18 protein-coding genes and 2 tRNA genes are annotated in these 24,295 nt (G+C 61.0%); 9 read left to right on the top strand and 11 right to left on the bottom strand.

Annotation, left to right across the window (positions count from 1 at the left end; all coding sequences use genetic code 11):
* Window positions 1-11: 11 nt before the first annotated feature.
* The 3 genes from WLQ66_RS14480 to WLQ66_RS14470 form a co-directional block, all read right to left on the bottom strand.
* Entirely contained in the window at window positions 12-1,628 is a 1,617-nt protein-coding gene (locus WLQ66_RS14480; protein ID WP_340547250.1) for a GMC family oxidoreductase, read from the bottom strand.
* Window positions 1,629-1,782: 154 nt separating this feature from the next.
* A tRNA-Leu gene (locus WLQ66_RS14475) sits at window positions 1,783-1,869 on the bottom strand.
* Window positions 1,870-2,055: 186 nt separating this feature from the next.
* A tRNA-Leu gene (locus WLQ66_RS14470) sits at window positions 2,056-2,142 on the bottom strand.
* 336 nt (window positions 2,143-2,478) lie between these two features.
* Here WLQ66_RS14470 and WLQ66_RS14465 point away from each other — a divergent pair.
* On the top strand, window positions 2,479-3,468 hold the full coding sequence (locus WLQ66_RS14465; protein WP_340547035.1) for a complex I NDUFA9 subunit family protein: 990 nt from the start codon (window positions 2,479-2,481) through the stop codon (window positions 3,466-3,468).
* 87 nt (window positions 3,469-3,555) lie between these two features.
* On the opposite strand, the gene WLQ66_RS14460 is transcribed toward WLQ66_RS14465, so the two are convergent.
* Entirely contained in the window at window positions 3,556-4,362 is an 807-nt protein-coding gene (locus WLQ66_RS14460) for an undecaprenyl-diphosphate phosphatase (protein ID WP_340547034.1), read from the bottom strand.
* A 238-nt stretch (window positions 4,363-4,600) separates the two neighbouring features.
* Between WLQ66_RS14460 and WLQ66_RS14455 the strand changes: the two genes are divergently transcribed.
* From WLQ66_RS14455 to WLQ66_RS14425, 7 genes are all read left to right on the top strand, one after another.
* Complete coding sequence (locus WLQ66_RS14455; protein WP_340547033.1) at window positions 4,601-6,046, top strand: NAD(P)-dependent oxidoreductase; 1,446 nt, start codon at window positions 4,601-4,603, stop codon at window positions 6,044-6,046.
* A 61-nt stretch (window positions 6,047-6,107) separates the two neighbouring features.
* On the top strand, window positions 6,108-10,640 hold the full coding sequence (gene gltB / locus WLQ66_RS14450; protein WP_340547032.1) for a glutamate synthase large subunit: 4,533 nt from the start codon (window positions 6,108-6,110) through the stop codon (window positions 10,638-10,640).
* A 154-nt stretch (window positions 10,641-10,794) separates the two neighbouring features.
* Window positions 10,795-11,565 (top strand): monofunctional biosynthetic peptidoglycan transglycosylase, encoded by a 771-nt coding sequence (gene mtgA / locus WLQ66_RS14445; RefSeq protein WP_340547031.1) that lies wholly within the window; start codon window positions 10,795-10,797, stop codon window positions 11,563-11,565.
* A 66-nt stretch (window positions 11,566-11,631) separates the two neighbouring features.
* Window positions 11,632-12,297, top strand: coding sequence for an FtsZ-binding protein FzlA (gene fzlA, locus WLQ66_RS14440; protein ID WP_340547030.1), 666 nt, complete (start codon window positions 11,632-11,634; stop codon window positions 12,295-12,297).
* Between the two features lie 80 nt (window positions 12,298-12,377).
* Complete coding sequence (gene queG, locus WLQ66_RS14435) at window positions 12,378-13,430, top strand: tRNA epoxyqueuosine(34) reductase QueG (RefSeq protein ID WP_340547029.1); 1,053 nt, start codon at window positions 12,378-12,380, stop codon at window positions 13,428-13,430.
* 78 nt (window positions 13,431-13,508) lie between these two features.
* Complete coding sequence (locus WLQ66_RS14430; RefSeq protein WP_340547028.1) at window positions 13,509-15,515, top strand: hydantoinase/oxoprolinase N-terminal domain-containing protein; 2,007 nt, start codon at window positions 13,509-13,511, stop codon at window positions 15,513-15,515.
* Between the two features lie 257 nt (window positions 15,516-15,772).
* Window positions 15,773-15,943 (top strand): YegP family protein, encoded by a 171-nt coding sequence (locus WLQ66_RS14425; RefSeq protein WP_340547027.1) that lies wholly within the window; start codon window positions 15,773-15,775, stop codon window positions 15,941-15,943.
* A gap of 33 nt (window positions 15,944-15,976) precedes the next feature.
* On the opposite strand, the gene msrA is transcribed toward WLQ66_RS14425, so the two are convergent.
* The 7 genes from msrA to WLQ66_RS14390 form a co-directional block, all read right to left on the bottom strand.
* Window positions 15,977-16,498, bottom strand: a complete 522-nt coding sequence (gene msrA / locus WLQ66_RS14420; RefSeq protein ID WP_340547026.1) for a peptide-methionine (S)-S-oxide reductase MsrA — start codon at window positions 16,496-16,498, stop codon at window positions 15,977-15,979.
* Entirely contained in the window at window positions 16,495-16,944 is a 450-nt protein-coding gene (gene msrB / locus WLQ66_RS14415; RefSeq protein ID WP_340547249.1) for a peptide-methionine (R)-S-oxide reductase MsrB, read from the bottom strand. Before msrB ends, msrA begins: the two co-directional genes overlap by 4 nt.
* A gap of 116 nt (window positions 16,945-17,060) precedes the next feature.
* Window positions 17,061-17,939, bottom strand: a complete 879-nt coding sequence (locus tag WLQ66_RS14410; RefSeq protein WP_340547025.1) for a DMT family transporter — start codon at window positions 17,937-17,939, stop codon at window positions 17,061-17,063.
* Window positions 17,940-18,136: 197 nt separating this feature from the next.
* Window positions 18,137-18,424, bottom strand: coding sequence for an HU family DNA-binding protein (locus tag WLQ66_RS14405; RefSeq protein WP_014876311.1), 288 nt, complete (start codon window positions 18,422-18,424; stop codon window positions 18,137-18,139).
* Between the two features lie 141 nt (window positions 18,425-18,565).
* Entirely contained in the window at window positions 18,566-20,047 is a 1,482-nt protein-coding gene (locus tag WLQ66_RS14400; protein WP_340547024.1) for an AMP nucleosidase, read from the bottom strand.
* Between the two features lie 95 nt (window positions 20,048-20,142).
* Window positions 20,143-21,963 carry an adenine deaminase gene (gene ade / locus WLQ66_RS14395; RefSeq protein WP_340547023.1) on the bottom strand — a complete coding sequence of 607 codons (1,821 nt, stop codon included), beginning with the start codon at window positions 21,961-21,963 and terminating at the stop codon, window positions 20,143-20,145.
* A gap of 108 nt (window positions 21,964-22,071) precedes the next feature.
* Window positions 22,072-23,016: a GlxA family transcriptional regulator gene (locus tag WLQ66_RS14390; protein ID WP_340547022.1), complete on the bottom strand. Its 945-nt coding sequence runs from the start codon at window positions 23,014-23,016 to the stop codon at window positions 22,072-22,074.
* Window positions 23,017-23,105: 89 nt separating this feature from the next.
* On the opposite strand from WLQ66_RS14390, the gene WLQ66_RS14385 reads away from it, so the two are divergent.
* Window positions 23,106-24,269 carry an acyl-CoA dehydrogenase family protein gene (locus tag WLQ66_RS14385; protein WP_340547021.1) on the top strand — a complete coding sequence of 388 codons (1,164 nt, stop codon included), beginning with the start codon at window positions 23,106-23,108 and terminating at the stop codon, window positions 24,267-24,269.
* The last annotated feature ends 26 nt before the right edge of the window (window positions 24,270-24,295 follow it).

The following is a 24,295-nucleotide window of genomic DNA, read 5'->3' as shown; positions in this document are numbered from 1 at the left end:
GAATTGAAATGTCAGGCGCGGGCCAGGGCACCGCGTATAATATCTGCCGCTTTCTCCGCGATCATGATGGTTGGCGCATTGGTGTTGCCGCCAATCAGGCGCGGCATGATCGACGCATCAACCACCCGCAGCCCGTCCAAACCTTGGACCCGGAGCGCGGGATCCACCACCGCAAGCGGGTCGGTTCCCATTTTGCAGGTGCCAACCGGATGATAAATCGTATCTGCCCGCGCGCGTATGTGCTGTTCCAATGCGGGGTCATCGACTTCGCCGTCGATAAACAGCTCCTTGTGAATATAGCCCGCCAGCGGTTCTGCCGCCATGATTTGCCGGGTTTTGCGCACCCCCCTGATAAGCACGGCCAGATCATCGGGATCAGCGAGAAACTGCGGATCAATCCGCGGCGGTGATGTGGGGTCGGCACTGGTCAGGCCGACCGTGCCGCGCGATTTTGGCCTCAGCACGCAGATATGGCAGCTGAACCCATGCCCCATGTGCAGCTTCCGGGCGTGATCATCCACGATGGAAATCACAAAATGCAGCTGCACATCGGCACGCTCTTCGGATGGGTCCGTTTTCAGGAACGCGGCCCCTTCCGCAAAGGGAGTCGCAATCATACCACGCCCGGTTTTCCGCCAGTTCCATATGTGGCGCAACAGTGAGATACTGCCGGGCAGGGAAATGCCGAAATTGTCGCGATCCTTGGATTTATAAGCCAGTGTAAAGTCCAGATGATCCTGCAGATTCTGCCCCACCCCGGGCAGTTCATGGACCAAGTCGATCCCGTGCGGGCGGATATCCTCGGGTCGACCAACGCCGGAGAGTTGCAGCAGCTGCGGCGAGTTGAACGCTCCACCGCAGAGAATCACCTCGCGGCGGGCGCGGACACTATGCTCAGTGCCGCGCAGCCGGTAGCTGACGCCGACCGCACGTTTGCCGTCGAATATGATCCGGGATGCCTGCGCCCGCGTGATCACCTTCAGATTCGCGCGGTCCATCACCGGGTGTAGATAGGCCGCCGCCGCCGAGCAGCGCTCCCCGTTGCGGTCAGCTCTGTGGAATTGCGTCACCTGATAAAGGCCGATGCCCTCGTTGTCGCCTGTGTTGAAATCCTCGCAGTGTCGGATCTGCAGGGATTGGCCGGCCTTGATAAAGGCATCGGTGATCGGGCGGGGAGATTTCTGGTTGCTGACCTGCAAGGGGCCGGCTGCACCATGCAGATCATCGCCGCCGCGTTCGTTGTTTTCGGCTTTTCGGAAATAGGGCAGCACCGAGTTCCAATCCCAACCGGGACATCCCAATGCGGCCCACTCATCGTAATCGCTGGAGTGGCCGCGAATATAAAGCATAGCATTGATCGCACTGGAGCCGCCCAGGCCTTTACCGCGCGGCTGATATCCGCGTCGCCCGTTCAACCCCGGTTGCGGCACGGTTTCATAGGCCCAATTGTTGATTTTGGGGCGTCCCGGTAGCATCGCGACCACAGCGGCAGGAGCGCGAACCAGAAGCCCGTCACCGCGCCCGCCGGCTTCCAGCAGGCAGACCGTGACGGTTGGATCTTCGCTTAGTCGGGCAGCCAGCGTCGATCCCGCAGAGCCTCCGCCGACGATCACATAATCCGCCTCCATCACGCTCTCCCCCATGTCCAGCACGAACAGCTCTCCCCAGCTGCCAGAGGATGAGCGCTGTTTTTACGGGGGCTGTCTACTCTGACGGTACGTCATCGCGCAGGCGCAATAACACGCCAAAGGCGTGATCAAGCATCGAGAAAAATAGGGGATATGGTGCCCAGGAGAGGACTCGAACCTCCACGTCCATACGGACACTAGCACCTGAAGCTAGCGCGTCTACCAATTCCGCCACCTGGGCAGGTGTCGTGAGGGGCGTATAAGCAGAAGCGGCGGGGTCGTCAAACGGAAAATTCACCTGCTTACGGCTGGCGGTTTTTCGGGTCTGGCGCGTGGTGTATGAAACCGGTCGGCAGCCGACAATCGACATATCGCGCCTGGAGTGTGGCTCCCTATGGGGGCCTTGTTTTATTCACTGTCGGGGATATGGTGCCCAGGAGAGGACTCGAACCTCCACGTCCATACGGACACTAGCACCTGAAGCTAGCGCGTCTACCAATTCCGCCACCTGGGCAGGTGTCGTGAGGGGCGTATAAGCAGAAGCGGCGGGGCCGTCAAACGGAAAATTCACCGCTGCGATATGTTCTGTTCTGACGATGGTATTCACAGAATACAGCTACCTGTGCAGAGCTGCTGAGTCGTCATGATCTGCGCTCTCCGATCTGATTTGAAATCACCAATACGATCCGCTGGCGTCGCCAAAGCATCATAGCAAGGGAGATCAAATCGGGCGTTAAGCAGCCATATCTTGCAGCGTTGCACCTATTGCCTCGACTTTGGTCGATTTGCGCCTTGTTCCAAAGGGCGCGGGGCGGTAAATCGAAGCAGCAGCTAAGGTAGGAGCCAAAAGATGTCCAAACTGGTCACGATCTATGGCGGGTCCGGTTTTGTCGGCCGTTACATTGCGCGCCGCATGGCCAAGGAAGGTTGGCGTGTGCGGGTGGCCGTGCGTCGGCCGAACGAAGCCATGTATGTCAAACCCTACGGTGTCCCGGGGCAGGTTGAGCCTGTGTTGTGCAATATTCGCGACGATGCGTCTGTTGCGGCGGTGATGCAGGGGGCAGATGCAGTGGTGAACTGCGTTGGCATCCTGAACGAACTGGGCAAGAACACCTTTGATGCGGTTCAGGCCGATGGCGCTGGTCGAATCGCGCGGATCGCTGCTGCACAGGGCGTCGGAGCTATGGTGCATGTCTCGGCCATCGGTGCCGATGAAGACAGCGACAGCGATTATGCCCAGTCCAAAGCGGCCGGGGAGCGGGCTGTTCTGGAGCATATGCCTGAGGCCGTGATTTTGCGGCCGTCGATCATCTTCGGGGCTGAGGATCAGTTCTTCAACCGTTTTGCCGCGATGGCACGCCTGTCGCCGGTGCTGCCGATTGCCCATGCCGACACAGAATTCCAGCCGGTGTACGTCGACGATGTTGCCAAGGCTGCCGTAGCCGCGGTTGTCGGGAAGGCAAAGCCTGGCGTGTATGAGCTTGGCGGCCCCGAGGTGAAGAGCTTCGGCGCACTGATGCAGCAGATGCTCGATGTGATTGACCGTCGGCGCCTTGTGCTGTCGCTGCCGGGTCCGATTGCGAAGCTGGTCGCGCTTGGCTTTGATATTCTGCAGTTCGTCAGCTTTCAGCTGTTCGAGAACAAGATGCTGACCCGTGACCAGCTGAAGAACCTCGAGAACGACAATGTGGTTGCCGAGGGTGCAAACGGGTTCGAGGCGCTGGGCATCCACCCGGTTTCATTGGCGTCTGTGCTGCCGGACTACCTGTGGAAGTTCCGCCCGGCTGGTCAGTACAGTGAGTTGATGGATTCAGCCCGCAACCTGCGCAACGACCTCTGAATTCGCTTAGAGGTCAAGGTCGGCTAAGATTTGAAAGGCGCGGGTTTGACCCGCGCTTTTTTGGTTCTGATGGCCGGATCCGGTCGATCAGGCCTGATAGGCGATCATCAGGAGAATCGCGCCCAGAACGACGCGATAGATCACATAGGGTGTGAAGCTGACCGAGCGCAGCAGGCGCATCATCAGCGACAGGGCAGCAAGGGCGGCCAGCATTGAGAGCGCCGCAGCGATAGCTGCATCGCGAATGAGTGCCGGATTTGCCTCGACGGCGACTTCGGCACCCAGCAAAACACCAGAGGCCACGATTGTTGGGATCGACATTAGCATTGACAGTCGTGCTGCATCGATCCGGGCGTAGCCCAGCTGGCGGGCGCCCGTAATAGTGATGCCCGAACGGGAAGTGCCGGGGATTAGCGCCAGCATTTGCCACAGCCCCATGATCAGCGCATCTCGTGGCCCCCAGTCCGCGCTTTCCTTGTCGGTTGGGCCAAACCGATCTGCCACATAGAGTACCAAGCCAAAACCAAGCATCGTCCAGCCGATGACTTTCATCGACCTGAGTGCGTCACTCCATCCGCTGAAATGCAGAAAGGCGCCAAACAGGATTGTAGGGATGGTCGCGATGATCAGCCCCATCGCCAGCCGTGCCCCGGGTGTATCGAGGCGTCCTATGAGGGCGCGCGGCAGACCGATCAGCCCCACCCGCACCTCTTTCCAGAAGAACAGGACCACGGCGACCAGTGTTCCGACGTGAACGGCGACGTCGATAACCTGCCCCTGATCGTCGAGCCCGGTCAGTCCCGGCAAAAGGATCAGGTGCCCGGATGAAGAGACGGGCAGGAATTCCGTGATGCCCTGAATCAGGGCGATAAGGATCAGCTGAAAAAGCGGCATGATATAGGTCCGATTGGGGTTCCGCAGGGATGGCAAAGAACGGTCTGGGTGTAAATCCGTTGATTTCATTGGCGGGATTGCGTTAATGGTCCGTATCGGACCTAAAATGTCTGTACATTTCTGCTGGAGAAGGTATCAGGACATAACTGCTGACATATTAGGTCAGCAAAGTTGACTTTTAATTCGCTCCGCTCCGATGGATCATTTATCGCAGCCAGCCCAACATGGAGTCCGCCCCGTGGCCAAGCAACCGATGCTCAAATTCGTGCAGATCGACCGCGACATGCCCAGCAAACGGGCCGCAGAAGATCGCCGGGAAGATTTCGACGAAATCTACGCAGAATTCGCGGCCGCCAAGGCCGAGGAACAGGCCAGCCGTTGCAGTCAATGCGGTGTACCTTATTGCCAGTCGCATTGCCCCCTGCACAATAACATTCCCGATTGGCTCCGCCTGACTGCCACGGGCCGCTTGCACGAGGCCTATGAGATCAGCCAGGCGACCAATACCTTCCCCGAAATCTGTGGTCGTATCTGTCCGCAGGATCGCCTCTGCGAAGGCAATTGCGTCATTGAGCAGTCCGGCCACGGTACTGTCACCATCGGTGCCGTCGAGAAATACATTACCGATACCGCCTGGGACAAAGGTTGGGTGCAGCCCATCGCCCCGGCGCAGGAACGTGGCGAATCCGTGGGGATCATCGGGGCGGGTCCGGGCGGCCTGGCCGCAGCAGACATGCTGCGTCGCGCAGGCGTGAAGGTCACCATCTACGACCGCTATGATCGTGCCGGTGGCCTGCTGACCTATGGTATTCCGGGTTTCAAGCTGGAAAAGGACGTCGTGATGCGCCGCAACCAACTGCTTGCGGATGGCGGTGTTGAATTCGTGATGAATTGCAACGTGGGTCAGGACATCTCCTTTGACGATATCCGCGCCAAACATGATGCGGTGATTATCGCCACCGGCGTTTACAAATCCCGTGATCTGGAAATGCCGGGGTCAGGTTCTGGTGGCATCGTAAAGGCGATCGACTTCCTGACCGTGTCCAACAAAGCGTCGAATTTCGGCGACAGCATCGAGGAATTCGACAACGGCACCCTGAACGCCAAAGGCAAGCGTGTCGTTGTCATCGGCGGGGGCGATACGGCTATGGACTGCGTGCGGACCTCGATCCGTCAGGGTGCGACGTCGGTCAAATGTCTCTATCGCCGTGACCGTGCCAATATGCCCGGTTCGCAGCGCGAAACCCAGAACGCCGAGGAAGAAGGCGTGGTCTTTGAATGGCTGTCCGCGCCCAAGGGTTTCACCGATGAGGGCGGCAAGGTTGCTGGCGTGATGGTACAGAAGATGCGTCTCGGTCAGCCTGACGCCTCGGGCCGCCAGGCTCCCGAGGTCATCGAGGGCGCCGATTACATCGAGCCTGCCGAGCTGGTGATCAAGGCGCTTGGCTTTGAGCCGGAAGATCTGCCGACGCTCTGGGATCAGCCGGAACTGCCGGTCACCCGCTGGGGCACCGTAAAGGCTGCATTCCAGACCGGCGCGACCGATCTCGATGGCGTCTATGCCGTTGGTGACATCGTGCGCGGCGCGTCGCTGGTGGTCTGGGCCATCAAGGACGGGCGCGATTGCGCTGAGGCGATCCTCGACCGTTTCAACACCGCCGCCAGCAGCCTGGCCGCCGAGTAAACAGATTTCTACCGGGCAGGTGCCGCCCTTAGGGGGCCGCCCACCGGAATGGGAGCATGACATGACAAAATATGATGCAGAATGGGTTCGCGCCGAAGAGGCAAAGCGTCAATGGATGGCCGAGAACGGTCTTTATGCCGAGGAGGAAGAGCATTCCTCCTGCGGTGTTGGCCTTGTTGTCTCGGTCAACGGCAAGCGCAGCCGCAAGGTGGTTGAGGCCGGCATCAACGCGCTGAAAGCGATCTGGCACCGAGGTGCAGTTGATGCGGACGGCATGACCGGCGATGGCGCCGGTATCCACGTTCAGATCCCGGCACCGTTCTTCTATGATCAGGTGCGCCGCACCGGCCACGAGCCGCGCGAAGATCAACTGATGGCGGTAGGCCAGGTCTTCCTGCCACGCACGGACTTTGGCGCTCAGGAACGCTGCCGGACCATCGTGGAAAGCGAAGTTCTGCGGATGGGCTACTACATCTACGGCTGGCGCCATGTGCCGGTGGATGTCACCTGCCTCGGCGAGAAGGCCAACGCCACCCGCCCTGAGATTGAGCAGATCCTGATCTCCAACTCAAAGGGTGTGGACGAGGAAACATTCGAGCGCGAGCTCTATGTTATTCGCCGCCGCATCGAAAAAGCCGCTGCCGCCGCGCAGGTCGGCCAGCTCTATATCGCGTCGCTGTCCTGCCGCTCGATCATCTACAAGGGCATGATGCTGGCCGAGCAGGTTGCCGTGTTCTACCCCGACCTGATGGACGAACGGTTTGAAAGCGCCTTTGCAATCTATCATCAGCGCTATTCCACCAACACGTTCCCGCAGTGGTGGCTGGCCCAGCCCTTCCGCATGCTCGCCCATAACGGCGAGATCAACACGCTGAAAGGCAACATGAACTGGATGAAGAGCCACGAGATCCGTATGGCCTCTTCGACCTTTGGTGACTATGCCGAGGATATCAAACCCATCGTCGCCAGCGGGTCCTCCGACTCCGCGGCACTGGACTCGGTGTTTGAAGTTCTGGTCCGCGCCGGTCGCTCGGCGCCGATGGCAAAGACCATGCTGGTTCCCGAAAGCTGGTCCAAGCAGGCGGTGGAACTGCCGCAGGCCTGGCGCGATATGTATTCCTATTGCAACTCCGTGATGGAGCCTTGGGATGGCCCGGCCGCGCTGGCGATGACCGATGGCCGCTGGGTTTGCGCCGGTCTGGACCGCAACGGCCTGCGCCCGATGCGCTACGTGGTCACCGGCGATGGTCTGGTGATCGCAGGCTCCGAGGCGGGCATGGTTCCGATTGACGAGGCCACCGTGGTTGAAAAGGGTGCGCTTGGTCCGGGTCAGATGCTGGCTGTCGATATGAAGAAGGGCAAGCTGTTCCACGACACCGCGATCAAGAACAAACTGGCCTCCGCGCTGCCGTTTGGCGATTGGGTGAAGAAGATCAACGATCTGGACAGCACCCTGGCCACCGTTACCGAAAAGCCGTTGTTCAGCGGGGACGCACTGCGCCGCCGCCAGATTGCCGCTGGCTATACCATCGAGGAACTGGAACAGATTCTTGCGCCGATGGCCGAGGACGGCAAGGAAACTCTGGCCTCAATGGGGGATGATACGCCGTCGGCAGTGCTGTCTAAAATGTACCGCCCGCTGAGCCATTTCTTCCGCCAGAACTTCTCTCAGGTGACCAACCCGCCGATCGACAGCCTGCGCGAATATCGTGTGATGTCGTTGAAGACCCGGTTTGGTAACCTCAAGAACGTGCTTGATGAAGACAGCTCCCAGACCGAGATCATCGTGCTGGAAAGCCCCTTTATCGGCAATTCCCAATGGGATGAGCTGGTCAAGAACCTGAACGCGCCGCTGGCTGAAATCGACTGTAGCTTTGCCCCCGGCCAGGGGTCTCTCAATGCGGCGCTGGCCCGTGTCCGCGCCGAAGCGGAGGAGGCTGTCAGCTCCGGAGCCGGTCACATTGTCCTGACCGATCAGCATTCGGGCGAGGGCCGCGTGGCGATGCCGATGATCCTGGCGACCTCCGCCGTGCATTCGCATCTGACCCGCAAGGGCCTGCGGACCTTCTGTTCGCTGAATGTGCGCTCTGCCGAATGTATCGACCCGCATTACTTTGCGGTGCTGATCGGCTGTGGTGCCACCGTTGTAAACGCCTATCTGGCCGAGGATTCGCTGGCTGACCGTATTGAGCGTGGCCTGCTGGATGGCAGTCTGACCGAGAATGTCGCCCGTTACCGTGAAGCCATCGACCAGGGTCTTTTGAAGATCATGGCGAAAATGGGCATCTCGGTGATCTCCTCCTATCGTGGTGGTCTCAACTTCGAGGCGGTGGGCCTCAGCCGTGCGATGTGTGCGGAATATTTCCCCGGCATGGTTTCCCGGATTTCTGGCATCGGTGTCACCGGCATTCAGACCAAACTGGAAGAAATCCACGCCAAGGCATGGTCGGGCGGTCAGGATGTCCTGCCCATCGGTGGCTTCTACAAGGCGCGCAAATCCGGCGAAACCCACGCCTGGGAAGCGACCTCGATGCATATGATGCAGATGGCCTGCAACCGGGCCTCGTTTGAGCTGTGGAAGCAATATTCGGCAAAGATGCAGTCGAACCCGCCGATTCACCTGCGCGATCTGCTGGACATCAAGCCTCTGGGCAAGCCGGTGCCGATTGAAGAGGTCGAGAGCATCACCTCGATCCGCAAGCGCTTTGTCACGCCGGGGATGAGCTTGGGCGCGCTGTCGCCTGAGGCGCATAAGACTCTGAACGTCGCAATGAACCGCATCGGTGCCAAGTCCGACTCCGGCGAGGGCGGCGAAGATCCCGCACATTTCGTGCCGGAGCCGAACGGCGACAACCCGTCGGCAAAGATCAAGCAGGTGGCGTCGGGCCGCTTTGGTGTGACCGCTGAATATCTGAACCAGTGCGAAGAGCTGGAAATCAAGGTGGCCCAGGGCGCCAAGCCCGGCGAGGGCGGTCAGCTGCCGGGGATGAAGGTCACCGACCTGATTGCCCGCCTGCGTCACTCGACCAAAGGTGTGACCCTGATTTCGCCGCCGCCGCACCACGATATCTACTCGATCGAGGATCTGGCGCAGCTGATCTACGACCTGAAGCAGATCAACCCGCGCTGCAAGGTGACGGTGAAACTGGTCGCGTCCTCGGGCGTTGGCACCATCGCGGCCGGCGTGGCCAAGGCAAAGGCAGACATCATCCTGATCTCCGGCCATAACGGTGGCACCGGGGCCTCGCCTGCGACCTCGATCAAATATGCTGGCCTCCCGTGGGAGATGGGCCTGACCGAGGCGCATCAGGTGCTGAGCATGAACAACCTGCGTGACCGGGTGACGCTGCGCACCGATGGCGGTCTGCGCACCGGCCGCGACATCGTCATGGCGGCCATGCTGGGCGCCGAGGAATATGGTATCGGCACCGCTGCGCTGATCGCCATGGGCTGCATCATGGTGCGCCAGTGCCAGTCCAACACCTGCCCGGTGGGCGTGTGTACTCAGGATGAGGCCCTGCGCGGCAAGTTCACCGGCAATGCCGACAAGGTGGTAAACCTCATCACCTTCTATGCGCAGGAAGTACGGGAAATTCTGGCTTCCATTGGCGCGCGGTCGCTGGAGGATGTCATTGGCCGGGCCGATCTTCTAGCGCAGGTGTCGCGTGGCTCTGCCCATCTGGACGACCTCGACCTGAACCCGCTTCTGATCACGGTCGATGGCTCTGCCAATATCGTCTACAACCGCGATAAGGAGCGCAACCCGGTGCCGGATACGCTGGATGCGGAGATCGTACGCGATGCCGCCCGCTTCCTGCAGGACGGTGAGAAGATGCAGCTGTCCTATGCGGTGCAGAACACCCACCGGACCGTGGGCACCCGCACCTCCAGCCATATCGTCCGCAACTTCGGTATGCGCAACACGCTGCAGTCAGACCACCTGACGGTGAAGCTGCAAGGCTCCGCCGGGCAGTCGCTCGGTGCCTTTGCGGCCCCCGGTCTGAAGCTTGAGGTCTCCGGGGATGCCAATGACTATGTGGGCAAGGGTCTCTCCGGTGGAACCATCGTGGTGCGCCCGCCGATGGCATCGCCGCTGAACGCCAGCGAAAACACCATCGTCGGCAATACCGTTCTCTATGGTGCGACGGCTGGCTATCTCTTCGCAGCCGGGCGTGCCGGCGAGCGGTTCGCGGTTCGTAACTCAGGGGCGAGCGTGGTTGTCGAGGGCTGCGGTGCCTGTGGCTGTGAATACATGACCGGCGGGATCGCGGTGATCCTGGGCAAGATCGGCGCCAACTTCGGCGCGGGTATGACCGGTGGTATGGCCTACATCTACGATCCCGAAGGCAAGGCAGAAACCCTGATGAACATAGAGTCACTGGTGACCTGTCCGGTGACCGTGGCGCATTGGGAAGATCAGCTGAAAGGTCTGATCGAGCGCCATCTGGAGGAAACCGGCAGCCGCAAGGCCGCTGAGATCCTGCAGCATTGGGAAAATGAGAAGGGCAATTTCCTGCAAATCTGCCCGAAGGAAATGCTGAACAAACTGCCCCAGCCTTTGGCGATCGAGGCAGCAGCCGTTCCGGCGGAATAGGCCCCGCCACTTCCTCTGCATGTGCCTTGGATGGGCTCCGGTCGCTGCTGCGGTCGGGGCCTTTTCACCTCCGGGCGCTTGCTCTGGGCAATCTCTTGCGGGCCAAGGGATTTCGCGGTTGGAGCGGGCCCGTTCTGTGCCGTATAGAGACCCTATGGCGAAGGCAGGAAAATCAACCGGGGCATCCAAGGCTCCCCCCAAGGGCAAAGCCCGCAGCAAGGCAGCAGCCAAGGGTAAACCCCGCGCAAAGCTGTCACCGCGTCGTCTCCTGCGTCGCTGGCTGGGACGGGCTGCGCTGGTCTTTGTTGCGCTGACCCTGCTGCCGATCCTGCTGTTTTCCGTGATCAACCCGCCGATCACCCATACCATCTGGTCTGAATATCGCCGTCTTGGTGATATTGACCGCGAATGGGTTCCCATCGAACATATCGCTCCGGCCTTGGGGCGTTCGGTTGTCGCCGCCGAAGATGCCCGGTTCTGCCAGCATTGGGGCCTTGATGCGGAGGCCATCCGCGCGGCAATCGCCGAAGGCGGCCAGCGTGGAGGGTCGACCATCTCTCAGCAGGTGGTGAAGAATGTCTTTCTGTGGCAGGGGCGCAGCTGGTTCCGCAAGGCGCTGGAAACACTGATGACGCCGATGGTTGAGGCGGTCTGGAGCAAACGGCGCATTCTGGAAGTCTACCTGAATGTCGCTGAAATGGGCGAAGGTGTGTTTGGCGCCGAGGCGGCCGCGCGGCATTATTTCGGTGTCGGTCCGGATGAGCTGAGCCGCAGGCAGGCTGCCCTTCTGGCCACCGTTCTGCCCAATCCCAAAGAGCGTTCGGCAGCAAAACCCACTGCGTTCATGCGCAAGCGGGCGGCGCAGATCATGGATGGGGCGGCCACCATTCGCGCAGATGGCAGGGCGGCCTGTTTCGAGGATTGAAACTTCTGGCGCTTTTGGGCATTGCTGTCTGATCCCAGCCACCCGCAACAGGAGATCCGCTGTCCCATGGCCCGCCTCTATCATGTGCCCCTCTCCCCCTTCTGCCGTAAAGTGCGCCTGTCCCTGGCCGAAAAGCGGATCGAGGTCGAGCTGGTCGAGGAACGCTACTGGGAGCAGGAGGCCGATTTCCTGCGCCGCAATCCGGCGGCGAAGGTTCCGGTGATCCGCCTGGATGGCAAGCTGATGGCCGAAAGTGCCGCGATCTGCGAATACCTTGAGGAAACCCGCCCGGAACCCTCGTTGATGCCCAGCGATCCCGATGGTCGCTACGAGGTGCGCCGTCTGGTCAGCTGGTTCGATGATAAATTTCACCATGAGGTCACCTCAAAGCTGCTCTATGAGCGGGTGAACAAGAAGGTGACCGGGCAGGGCTACCCCGACAGTGGCAACGTCAAGGCGGGTGCGCGGGCGATCAAATATCACCTCGACTATCTGGCCTGGCTGCTGGACCATCGCCGCTGGCTGGCTGGCGATCAAATGACCCTGGCAGATTTCGCCGCCGCCGCGCATCTGTCGTCGTTGGACTATATATCCGATGTTGATTGGAACCGGTCCGCCGTGGTGAAGGACTGGTACGCAAAGATCAAGTCACGCCCGGCGTTCCGGTCGATCCTTGCCGATCAGATCCCCGGTTTCAGCCCACCGGCCCATTACGCCGATCTGGATTTCTGATAGACACGGGCAGAAGGGGGCTGTCTGCCCCCTCTTGAGTCCCTTGGACTCAATTCACCCCCGAGGATATTTCTAGCCAGATGATAGCAACACACGGCATCAAGGACAGGTTGGTGAAACAGGCCCTTGCCGAGGGGTTTGTGGCCTGTCGGATCTGTCGTCCCTGGGATGTGCCGCAGGTGCCCGCTCGGCTTCAGGCGTTTCTTGAAGCGGGATATCACGGTCAGATGGGCTGGATGGAGGAACGCAGCCACTGGCGCGGCGATCCAGCCCAGCTCTGGCCTGAGGCGCGCTCTGTGATCATGCTGGCTGAAAGCTACACGCCAGAGGTGGATCCGATGGCCGTTGTGGGGCAGGCAGAGCGCGGCGCGATTTCCGTCTATGCGCGCAACAAGGATTATCATGATCTTGTGAAGAAGCGCTTGAAACGGCTGGCACGCTGGCTGATCGCGGAAGCCGAGCGGGCGGATGAGCCTGCCGAGGTCAAGGTATTTGTCGACACCGCGCCGGTTCCGGAGAAGCCGCTGGGCCAGGCGGCGGGCCTTGGGTGGCAGGGCAAACACACCAATCTGGTCAGCCGGGACTGGGGCAACTGGGCCTTCATAGGCTCTGTTTTCACAACATTGGACCTGCCTGCCGACTCGGCAGAGCGCGACCGTTGCGGATCGTGCCGGTCCTGTCTGGCGGCCTGCCCGACAGATGCGTTCCCCGCCCCGTATCAGCTGGATGCGCGGCGTTGCATTTCTTACCTCACCATCGAGCACAAGGGCCCGGTCGATGAGGAGCTGCGCGCCAAGCTGGGCAACCGGATCTACGGCTGTGATGATTGCCTGGCGGCCTGCCCCTGGAACAAATTTGCAGTCGCCGCCAGCGATATGCGCTATGCGGCGCGACCCGAGTTCGAGGCTCCGCAGCTGGCGGAGCTGGCTCGGCTGGACGATGCCGGGTTCCGGGCGTTGTTTTCCGGTTCCCCCATCAAGCGGATCGGGCGAGATCGCTTTGTGCGCAATGTGCTTTATGCCGTCGGTAACTCCGGCCTGCCTGCCCTGCGGCCCGTGGCCGAGGCTCTGGTCGCGGATCCTGACCCGACTGTGGCGGATGCGGCCCGCTGGGCGGTTCAGCGACTGAGGTGACGCAAACAGGATGGATCGTCGCGGCAGCTTCGCTAAACCGATGACCAGGATCAAGATTAAGGCGAACGGAGGACGGGCATGGCGCTTTTGCTTGGGGTGGACACGGGCGGAACCTATACCGACGCGGTATTGATCCGGGATGATCGCGATGTGCTGGCAAAGGCCAAGGCGCTGACGACGCGGCAGGATCTGGCCATCGGAGTTGGGGAAGCCGTCGCTGCCGTACTTGCGCAGGCACAGGTAGCGCCGTCAGAGATCGCGCTTGCAGCTTTGTCCACGACGCTTGCGACCAATGCGCTGGTCGAAGGGCAGGGGGGGCGCGTTGCGCTGATCTATATCGGGTTCGGCGAGGCGGATCTGGATCGTCACGGCCTGCGCGAGGCGCTGAAGGGCGACCCGGCACTGGTGCTGGAGGGGGGGCACAGCCATTCCGGTAGCGAGGCGGCGCCCTTGGACCGGGAGGCACTGCGCGCGTTTCTCCAGCGCGAGGCCGTATCGGTCAGCGGTTTTGCAATTGCCGGCCAGTTTGCGACGCGCAATCCAGCGCACGAGCTGGAAGTTGCCCGGATCATCGCCGAAGAAACTGACGTTCCGGTGACCTGTTCGCACCAGCTGTCGGCGCGGCTCAACGGGCCGAAGCGGGCGTTGACGGCTGTGCTGAACGCGCGGCTCATCGGAATGATCGACCGGTTGATCGGGCGCGCTGAATCCCGCCTGAGCGAGCTCGGCGTGACTGCTCAGATGATGGTTGTGAGGGGTGATGGCGCCTTGATGTCGTCACAGCAGGCCCGCGCCCGTCCAATTGAAACCATCCTGAGCGGACCGGCTGCATCGCTGGTCGGTGCCCGCTGGCTGACCGGCGTCGAGACTGCGCTTGTCAGTGATATCGGCGGCACCACCACCGATGTCGCATTGATCGAGAACGGCAAGCCCAAGATTGATCCGGTCGGCGCCGAGGTTGGCGGCTATCGCACCATGGTTGAGGCCGTGGCCATGCGCACCAGCGGCCTGGGCGGTGACAGTCAGGTGCATCCGATCGCTGCCGGTATGAGTGGCGGTGTGACCCTTGGCCCGCGTCGCGTGCTGCCGATTTCCCTGATCGCCAATATGTCCCCTGAGGTGGTTCATGCAACGCTCGACAGTCAGCTGCGCGCAGTGACTGTCGGCGAATATGACGGGCAGTTTGTTCGCGCGATTCCGGGACAGACACCAGTGGGGTTGAGCGACCGGGAGGCCCGGGTTCTGGACCGGATCGGGACGCAGACACATCCGCTGGGCGCCGTGCTGCACACCCGGATCGAGCAGGGCGCGCTGATGCGGCTGGTGGATCGCGGCCTGGTGCAGATCGCCGGCGTCACCCCGTCCGATGCCAGCCATGTCCTTGGACGGCTTAGCAGCTGGGATGGCGATGCAGCGCAGAAGGCGCTGACTCTTTTTGCCCGCCGCCGCGTGGGGTCGGGGGACCGGCTCGCACCGGATGCCGTGACATTGGCACGGATGATCGTAGATCAGATGACGGAACAGACGTCGCTCACCCTGTTAGAGACTGCTATTGCCGAAGATGCTCCGGCCTTTGGAACCTCGCCGGATCAGCTTGCCCGCCATGTTCTGATGCAGCGCGGGCTATCCCGACATCAGGGGCTGGTCGCTCTCAGCGCTGGCCTCAATGTCGATGTCGTCGGGCTTGGAGCCTCGGCGCCCAGCTACTATCCCGCGGTCGGGACCCGGCTTCATTGCCGTATGATCCTACCGGAACACGCAGGCGTGGCAAATGCCATTGGCGCGGTGGTGGGCCGTATCACCATGCGGCGCAGCGGCACGGTTACCGCACCTGAGGAAGGCCGGTTTCGCGTCCATCTGGAGAATGGCCCGGAGGATTTCACCGGTTCGCAGGAGGCTCTTGAGCGGTTGGAAGCCGAGCTGCGGGCCGAAGCCCGTGCCGCCGCAGAGGCCGCAGGCGCGCAGGATATTTCCATCCAGGTGGAAAGGGATATCCGCATCGCCGAAGTCGAGGCGCGGGAGGTTTTTGTCGAGGCCTTTCTGACGGTGGAGGCGAGCGGTCGTCCGCGCATTGCCACAGGCTAACTTCCATATTTTGTGTTGGGATTATCCTATATCAACAATTTGTTGTAGGCAGTCGCAAGTAAAGGACTCGACTCCCGCATGCCTGTGGATAAAATAAAAGGCGCCAAGGGGATTCCCAAGGCGCCGAGCCGCTGCATTGCATACGGCCGTGTCGCTAAACACGTCATAGAATCGCATGCGATTAACGTGACGGTCAAGTGCAGAGCAGCATTTTCTGGAGACGCGGCATTAGTCCGCGAATGAAAGGAGTTTGAAGGATGTACTTCAAACTGTATCGAGATGCTGCAAACCAATGGCGCTGGTCATTGCGAGCTGCAAACCACCACACTGTAGCAGACTCTGCGGAAAGCTATTGGAACAAAGCTGATGCAATCCATGGAATAAACTTAGTGAAAGGTGCCAATTTTTCGCCAATCTTTGATGAGTGAGTGAGCCGGTGGCACGATCGTGCCACCGGTTACTTACTCGGCGGCGGTCTCATTCCTGCGGGGCAGAACCCAATCCGGGCGCGCAAAGTGGCAGGTGTAGCCGTTTGGCTGCCGTTCCAGGTAATCCTGATGCTCCGGTTCGGCCTCCCAGAAATCGCCAACGGGTTCGACCTCGGTCACCACCTTGCCGGGCCAGAGACCTGACGCATCGACATCCGCAATGGTGTCTTCGGCAATTTCTTTCTGGCGGTCGTCAACATAGTAGATCGCAGAGCGGTAGCTCATGCCCAGATCATTGCCCTGCTGATTGACCGTGGTTGGATCATGGATCTGAAAGAAGAACTCCAGCAGCGTGCGATAGCTGGTCTGGCTCGGGTCAAAAATCACCTCGATCGCCTCGGCATGGGTGCCGTGGTTCTTATAGGTCGCATTGGGCACATCGCCGCCGGAATATCCAACCCGGGTGCTGATGATACCGGGGCGCTTGCGGATCAGGTCCTGCATGCCCCAGAAACACCCACCGGCCAGGACGGCGCGTTCTGTTGTGCTGCTCATCTAATATCCTCCACTTGATCGATATAGTCGCCGTAGCCTTCTGCCTGCATATCGTCCAGATGGACGAACCGCAGGGAGGCCGAATTGATGCAATAGCGCAGACCGCCGCGATCTGCCGGGCCGTCCGGGAACACATGGCCCAGATGGCTGTCTCCATGGGTCGAGCGGACTTCGGTGCGGATCATCCCCAGGCTCCGGTCTTCCAGCTCCTGAACATGGGCGGTTTCGATGGGTTTGGTAAAGCTGGGCCAGCCGCAGCCGGACTCATATTTGTCTGACGAGGCAAACAATGGCTCACCGGAGACGATATCCACATAGATCCCCGGCTCCTTGTTGCCCAGCAGCTTGCCGGTGCCGGGGCGTTCGGTGCCGGATTGCTGGGTGACGTAATATTCTTCTTCCGAGAGGGCCGCAATGGCGTCCGGGTCTTTGGAATAACTGCGCATCATGTCCTCCGATCTTGGCTGTTCAGCTGTAAATGGTGTCCTTCGGGGCAAAAGCAAAGCTGTATTTCATCCGCTCGCGTTTGTGTGTGACGAAAGAGGCAGGGCACGTGCCATCCTCAGGGGCGCTGCTGCGCCGATTGCCGCGCCAGCTGGACCGCCAGAATGCCAAAGGTGACGATACCGACGCCGATCAGGTCCAGCAGCCCCAACTTTTCGCCCAGCAGCAGACTGGCAACAGCCACACCGAAGACTGGGTTGAGAAAATGGAAGGTGGCGGCCCGCACGGCACCGATCCTGTTCAGCAGCAGAACCCAGATGAAGGTCGCCGTCAGCCCCGGCACCAGGGTGGTGTAGAGAAAGGCCAGCGCTAGCGGCCAGCTGGGGTTCAGCCGGAAGGTTTCCACCATAGGTGCAACTGCGAACAGCACGGCAGAGCCGACCAGCATCTGCAACCCCACCACCATCATGAAGTTGCCACCCGAGGTTGCCCCCCGCAGCGCCAAGGTGGCCAGCGTCAGGGCCAGAACACCGATCCCGCAGAGCGTGAGGCCAAAGAGGTCGACACCCGCGCTGATGCGGGTTCCCATGATCAGGGCAACCCCCACCACCCCGGCCAGCAGCCCGGCAACACCCAGCCGGGGCAGCCGCTCACCATAGGCCAGCCAGAGCGCGATGGCGACCAGCATCGGCATGGTCGATGCGATGATCGCGGCCAGCGAGGCTTCGATGGTTTCCATGGCGACGAAGTTGAGGCCCAGATAGAGCGCGTTCTGGCAGATGCCAAAGACGATGGTGGCGCGCAGCTGGCCGCGTGTCAGACGCCAGCTCTGGCCCATGTAGCGGGCAACAGCGACACCGATCAGGCCGGAAATAAGAAAGCGGAAGGCAAGCGAGTATAGCGGCGAAGCATCGGCGACGATGATCCGAGCCGAAGTAAAGGCAGACGACCACATGAAGGCAAAGGCCAGCCCCATCGCCAAAGCGCGCAGATCCATCGACATATCCCCCTGCCGGTCCGGTGCCGCAGCCCGTTCGGGTGTGGTCGCGATATGTTTAGCAAGACAAGCATTCGCTGGGAACCGAATTCGGCTGGCCGGTTGGGGATCTTGATTTTTCGGGAGCTGCGCTGTTCAGGCACAAAAAAGGGCCGCCCGAAAGGCGACCCGAAACACGGTCAACCGTGCCTTGACCCTTAGCCGTTCACGCTGTCTTTCAGCGCTTTGGCGATGGTCATCTTGACCACTTTGTCGGCCTCTTTGGTGAATTTCTCACCGGTGGCCGGGTTGCGCACTTCGCGCTCGGGGCGCTCGCGGCAGTAGATCTTGCCAACGCCGGGCAGAGTCACGGCACCACCGCCGGAAACTTCGCGGGTGATCAGCGCGCAAACGGCGTCAAGCGCAGCGCCTGCCGCTTTTTTGTCGCTGTCCATCTCTTCAGCCAGTGCGGCAACAAGCTGGGTCTTGGTCATCGGTTTGGACATTCTTAGGTCTCCTTGTCACTGCCCGAGTTATGGGGCCTCATCGCGTAACTCTAGCGTTATGTTGTGGCCGAACACAACGAGTAGTGTTGTCAAAAACCCCATAAAATAGGGGTTTTTGAAGAATTAGCGGGAAAATCACCCTCAGAGAAAGGCTGTTTCGTCAAAGGAACGCAGTTTTCGGCTGTGCAAACGTTCCAATGGCATGCCACGCAACTGCTCCATCGCCTTTATCCCGATCTGCAAATGGCGGGCAACCTGGGTGTGATAAAACTCAGATGCCATCCCCGGTAGCTTCAGTTCGCCATGCAGCGGCTTGTCCGACACACAGAGCAGCGTTCCATAGGGCACCCGGAAACGATAGCCATTGGCGGCGATGGTGGCGCTTTCCATATCCAGCGCGATGGCACGGGATTGCGACAGTCTCTGCACGGGGCCGGATTGATCGCGCAGTTCCCAATTGCGGTTGTCGATGGTGGCAACGGTGCCGGTCCGCATGATCCGCTTCAGGTCGTAGCCTTCCAGCTCCGTCACCTCGGCCACCGCATCCTCAAGCGCGACCTGGATTTCCGCCAGTGCCGGAATCGGGGTCCAGATCGGCAGATCGTCGTCCAGAACGTGATCCTCGCGCAGATAGCCGTGCCCCAGCACAAAATCGCCCAGCGTCTGAGTGTTGCGCAGCCCGGCACAGTGACCGACCATCAGCCAGGCGTGCGGGCGCAATACCGCGATATGGTCGGTGGCGGTCTTGGCGTTCGACGGGCCGACGCCGATATTGACCAGCGTGATGCCCGAGCCGTCCTGCCGTTTCAGATGATAGGTCGGCATCTGCGGCAGCTTCGCAATCGGCGGGATCTCCGCGTCCGCGCTGGTGATTTCATGATCGCCGGTGCTGACAAAGCTGCTGTAGCCAGAGGCCGGATCCGCCAGCTGCGCACGGGCGTAGGCTTCGAATTCGGCGACATAGAACTGGTAGTTGGTGAACAGCACGTGATTTTGAAAATGCTGCGGGTCGGTCGCCGTGTAATGCGACAGCCGGGCCAGCGAATAATCAATCCGCTGCGCGGTAAAGAGCGACAGCGGACCAATATTGTCCGGCGACTGATAGGTGCCGTTTACAATGTCGTCATTGGTGGTGGCCAGGTCCGGTACGTCAAAGACATCGCGCAGCGTGAAACCGGCAGCGCCTTCCTGTGGGACCGTCAGGCTGGGATCGGCCGCCACGGCAAAATGCACCGGGATTGGCGTATCTGAGACAGCGATGGTCACCGGCTGTCCGTGGTTGCGGATCAGCAGGCCGATTTGCTGGGTCAGGTAATGCCGGAACAGATCCGGGCGGGTCACCGTGGTTGCATAGGTGCCGGGGGCCGACACATGCCCATAGCTCAGCCGGCTGTCGACCTGTGCAAAAGACGACGTGGTAAAGCGGATCTCAGGGTAGAATGCGCGAATACGCGGGGTGGTCCCGGTGCTGCCGACGGAGGGACCATCGGTCAGGATGCGCGAAAACTCGGCGCATAGAAACTGCGTCGCCTCACGGTACAGCTGCTCCAACCGGGCAACGGCCGCCGCGGCATCTGTAAACTCTTCTGCTGCCGGAAGCTGCGGGATCTTAACTGTTGTCATGATTATGCTCGATCACTGAAAAACGGGGCACTCTGCCATCGGATGACGGGGTGGCTCTGGAAAGGACACGGGGGCCGGCCGACACGCGCCGGGGGTCAGGACGGCCCGGCGCTTGCGATGACCGGTATCTTCTCGAAGCTGCGCACATCCACCAGCCCCAGATCGGAAATGCGCAATTCGGGGATCACCACCAGCGCCAGCAGGGAATGCTGCATATAGGCGTTGTTGAGCTTGCAGCCGCAGGTCTCCATCGCCTCAACCATCTTCTGCGCCTTGGCGGCAACCTCCGTCGCGGGGCTGTCGGACATCAGCCCGGCAATGGGCAGCTCAACCAGAGCCAGCTCCTGTCCTTCGCGGAAGATGGTGATGCCGCCGCCCACCTCGGCCAGACGATTGGCCGCCAGCGCCATCTGCGCGCGGTCAGTGCCGACCACGATCATATGGTGGCTGTCATGCGCCACGGTGGAGGCCATCGCCATCTTGCCGCTGTAGCCAAAGCCGGAGACAAAGGCGTTGGTGACGCCACCCGTCGCCCGGTGGCGTTCCACCAATGCAATCTGGCAGATGTCGCCCGCCTCGGCCAATGTGGCCTCGACCAGCCCGTCCTGCACCGGCAGCTCTGCCTGTAGCGCTTTGGTCGGGGCCTGGTTCTCAACCACACCGATGACATTGGCGGTGATCACATTTGCGCCCTCAGGCGCGGCGATCTCAAAATCCTCAGCGCCCAGCTGATGGCCCAGATGCACCGTGCCACGCGCGGTTTCGGGCCAGTCCAGATGCGGGCAATCCACGGTGATCTCGCCATCCTTGGCTACGATCTCGCCACGGGCAATCACCAGCTCGATCGGCAGGGTCTTCAGATCGGAGGTCAGGATCACATCCGCGCGCCGACCCGGGGTGATAGAGCCGATGTCACGCTCCAGCCCGAAATGCGTCGCGGTGTTGATCGTGGCCATCTGCAAGGCGATCAAAGGGTCACAGCCGCATTCAATCGCGTGGCGCACCACCCGGTTCATATGGCCGTCATTGACCAGCGTGCCGGAGTGGCAATCGTCGGTGCAAAGAATGAAATTGCGCGGATCCAGTCCCTTTTCGGTGATCGCGGTGATCTGCGCCTCAACGTCATACCAGGCCGAGCCGAGCCGCACCATCGCGCGCATCCCCTGTCGCATCCGGGCAATCGCGTCCGCCTCGCAGGTGCCTTCGTGGTCATCCGCCGGACCGCCAGCCACATAGGCTGCGAAATCCGGCCCCAGATCAGGCGAGGCATAATGCCCGCCAACGGTCTTGCCCGCGCGCTGGGTTGCAGCGATCTCTGCCAGCATCTTGGGATCGCCCGCTGCCACACCGGGAAAATTCATCATCTCGCCCAGCCCGATGATGCCCGGCCAGCTCATCGCCTCGGCCACATCCTCGGGCGAAATCTCATATCCGGTGGTTTCCAGCCCAGGCGCCGAGGGCGCGCAGCTCGGCATCTGGGTAAAGATATTGACCGGCTGCATCAGCGCCTCGTCATGCATCAGGCGCACGCCCTCCAGACCCAGGACATTGGCGATTTCATGCGGGTCGGTGAACATCGAGGTGGTGCCATGTGGGATCACCGCGCGGGCGAATTCTGCGGGGGTCAGCATCCCGCTTTCGATATGCATATGCGCATCACAGAGGCCGGGGATCATATAGCGCCCGTTGGCCTCGATCACCTCGGTGTCGGGGCCGGTGCAATAGCTGGCATCGGGGCCGACATAGGCGATGCGCCCGGCCACGATGGCGATGTCATGATCGGGCAGTTGTTCGCGGGTGTGAACATTGACCCAGACCCCCTGGCGGATCACCGTGTCCGCAGGGCGGCGACCTGCCGCAACTTCAATCAATTGGGGGGCTACATCGGGCCAGCTTGGGAATGCGATATCTGTCATGGCCCAATTGTTCTGATAACCCGCGCAAGCGCAAGACCCCTTGCGCGCTAGCGCAAACAATAGCTGCTTTTTGCAAATCAAGAAAACCACCAGCCTGCGTTGCGGCTGCTATCTCCGGGTGCGGCGCAGGTCTCTTGGCGTTGTGGCAAAGACGCTGCGAAAGGCGCGGGTCAACGCGCTGGGGTTCTCATAGCCGCAGCGCAGGGCGATCTCCGAGATGCTGAAATCCGTCTCTAATACAAGCCGTCTTGCCTGTTTCAATCGCAGATGCTGATATAGCGTCTGCGGCGTTGTGCCCAATTCGCCCTGCGTGCGACGTGCCAGATCCCGCAGGCTCCGCCCAACCCGTCGCGCGACTTCGCCCAGCGGGAGCGGGGTTTCCAGATTGGCCTCCATCACCGCAATTGCACGCCCGACAGAGGCGCTTCGCACGGGTCTGGATGTCCCGGTCTCCCCTGGCTCGCCGCTCAGGAACAGGGTGGCAACATCCAGTCGCAGGGCCTGCCCGTGCTGTCGCGCGATCATGTCGAGTATCCCGTCAAATGCCGCCATCGCGCCTGAGCATGTCAGCCGGTCCCGGTCCCACAGAAACCGGTGCATCTCGGCCTGAACGGTCGGAAACGCCTCGGCAAAGGCGTCGATCTCCGCGCTGTGGATGGTGGCGCGGTAGCCATCCAGAAGCCCGGCCTCAGCCAGCAGCCAGGCACCGGTATCGAATCCCGCCAATACGCCATAGCGCCGCTGCGCCGCCCGCAACCCGCGCGATGTGGCTTCGGTTGCATGGCGCAGATAGCGGTAGCTCGGCATGGCGATCAGCATATCGCCCTCAGCTTTGCTCAGCGGCGCCTGCGCGCTGACCTCCATCGCCGCCGATGACATCGCGGTATTGCCATCAAGCGTCACGAACCGCCAGGAGTACAGCGGTCGGCCTGCAAACGTGTTGGCGGCCCGCAGCGGCTCCACCGTATTGGCAAGGCAATGGCCAGAGAACTGATCGAACAGCAATAGGTCGATCTGCTGCGTTGCAGCGTGTGGTTTCTTCCAGTTTGGCACGAAAATGTCCGATGCTGCACGATACTGACCGTATCCAGCCCTAGGCTCAGGTCAACGTCAACAGGGATCCCATCACGGGGGAGCAAGACATGCAATTTGGTCTGTCTGAAGAGCAGGCGATGATCGTGGAAACCACGCGCGCCTTTGTCACCAGGGAGCTCTATCCTCACGAGCTGGAGGTCGAACGCAGTGGCCATCTGCCGATGGAACGGGTCCGCGACATCCAGGCCAAGGCGATAGAGGCCGGGCTATACGCCGCCAACATGCCCGAAGAGGTGGGGGGTGCCGGCCTCGATACGCTGACCTGGCTGCTCTATGAAAAGGAGCTGGGCCGCGCCAATTACGCCCTGCACTGGACCTGCGTCGCACGCCCCTCGAATATCCTTCTGGCCGGCATGCCGGAGCAGAAAGAGAGATACCTCTACCCCTGCATTCGCGGTGAAAAATGGGACTGTCTTGCGATGACCGAACCGGGGGCTGGCTCTGACCTGCGCGGTATGACCGCGACAGCGCGCCCGGACGGCGATGACTTCGTTCTGAACGGGACCAAGCATTTCATCAGCCACGCGGATATCGCGGATTTTGCCATCGTTTTCATGGCCACGGGAGAAGACGACACAGCGCGCGGCCCGAAAAAGCGGATCACCGCCTTTTTCGTCGACAAGGGCACGCCGGGGTTCACTGTCCGTGACGGCTATCGCAACGTAAGCCACCGGGGCTATACCAATGCAGTGCTGGAGTTCGACGACTGTCGCCTGCCAAAAACCGCAGTGCTGGGCGAGGTCGACAAGGGTTTTGATCTCGCCAACACCTGGCTTGGCGCCACCCGTCTTCAGGTGGCTGCGACCTGTCTGGGCCGGGCTGAGCGCGCCTTTGATCACGCGGTGTCCTACGCCGCCGAGCGTCGCCAGTTCGGCCAGCAGATTGGCAAGTTTCAGGGCATTTCCTTCAAACTTGCGGATATGGCAACAGAGCTGAAGGCCGCCAACCTGCTGACCTGGGAAGCCGCTTGGAAATTCGACCAGGGCAGCGTGACCGAGGCCGACATGTCGATGGCTAAGCTGAAAGCAACAGAAATGCTGGCGATGGTCGCGGATGAGGCGATCCAGATCCATGGCGGTATGGGGCTGATGGATGAACTGCCACTGGAGCGCATCTGGCGGGATGCTCGGGTGGAGCGCATCTGGGAAGGCACCAGCGAAATCCAGCGTCACATTATCAGCCGGGAGCTGTTGCGTTCGCATGGTGGTTGAAAGCATGGCGGCGAACGGTCTCAGGC

This window comes from Phaeobacter sp. A36a-5a (assembly GCF_037911135.1).
Taxonomy (GTDB): Bacteria; Pseudomonadota; Alphaproteobacteria; order Rhodobacterales; family Rhodobacteraceae; genus Phaeobacter; species Phaeobacter bryozoorum.
The sequence above is the reverse complement of the archived record's forward strand: the minus strand, read 5'-3'. Positions and strand labels throughout refer to the sequence as shown.

Excerpts from the sequence above, each read along its gene's own strand:
- WLQ66_RS14430 (WP_340547028.1), top strand. The coding sequence starts at position 13,509 with ATGGCGCTTTTGCTTGGGGTGGACACGGGCGGAACCTATACCGACGCG.
- WLQ66_RS14405 (WP_014876311.1), bottom strand. The coding sequence starts at position 18,424 with ATGTCCAAACCGATGACCAAGACCCAGCTTGTTGCCGCACTGGCTGAA.
- WLQ66_RS14425 (WP_340547027.1), top strand. The coding sequence starts at position 15,773 with ATGTACTTCAAACTGTATCGAGATGCTGCAAACCAATGGCGCTGGTCA.
- WLQ66_RS14410 (WP_340547025.1), bottom strand. The coding sequence starts at position 17,939 with ATGGATCTGCGCGCTTTGGCGATGGGGCTGGCCTTTGCCTTCATGTGG.
- fzlA (WP_340547030.1), top strand. The coding sequence starts at position 11,632 with ATGGCCCGCCTCTATCATGTGCCCCTCTCCCCCTTCTGCCGTAAAGTG.
- gltB (WP_340547032.1), top strand. The coding sequence starts at position 6,108 with ATGACAAAATATGATGCAGAATGGGTTCGCGCCGAAGAGGCAAAGCGT.
- WLQ66_RS14465 (WP_340547035.1), top strand. The coding sequence starts at position 2,479 with ATGTCCAAACTGGTCACGATCTATGGCGGGTCCGGTTTTGTCGGCCGT.
- msrB (WP_340547249.1), bottom strand. The coding sequence starts at position 16,944 with ATGCGCAGTTATTCCAAAGACCCGGACGCCATTGCGGCCCTCTCGGAA.
- msrA (WP_340547026.1), bottom strand. The coding sequence starts at position 16,498 with ATGAGCAGCACAACAGAACGCGCCGTCCTGGCCGGTGGGTGTTTCTGG.
- queG (WP_340547029.1), top strand. The coding sequence starts at position 12,378 with ATGATAGCAACACACGGCATCAAGGACAGGTTGGTGAAACAGGCCCTT.
- WLQ66_RS14480 (WP_340547250.1), bottom strand. The coding sequence starts at position 1,628 with ATGGAGGCGGATTATGTGATCGTCGGCGGAGGCTCTGCGGGATCGACG.
- WLQ66_RS14460 (WP_340547034.1), bottom strand. The coding sequence starts at position 4,362 with ATGCCGCTTTTTCAGCTGATCCTTATCGCCCTGATTCAGGGCATCACG.
- mtgA (WP_340547031.1), top strand. The coding sequence starts at position 10,795 with ATGGCGAAGGCAGGAAAATCAACCGGGGCATCCAAGGCTCCCCCCAAG.
- ade (WP_340547023.1), bottom strand. The coding sequence starts at position 21,963 with ATGACAGATATCGCATTCCCAAGCTGGCCCGATGTAGCCCCCCAATTG.
- WLQ66_RS14385 (WP_340547021.1), top strand. The coding sequence starts at position 23,106 with ATGCAATTTGGTCTGTCTGAAGAGCAGGCGATGATCGTGGAAACCACG.
- WLQ66_RS14400 (WP_340547024.1), bottom strand. The coding sequence starts at position 20,047 with ATGACAACAGTTAAGATCCCGCAGCTTCCGGCAGCAGAAGAGTTTACA.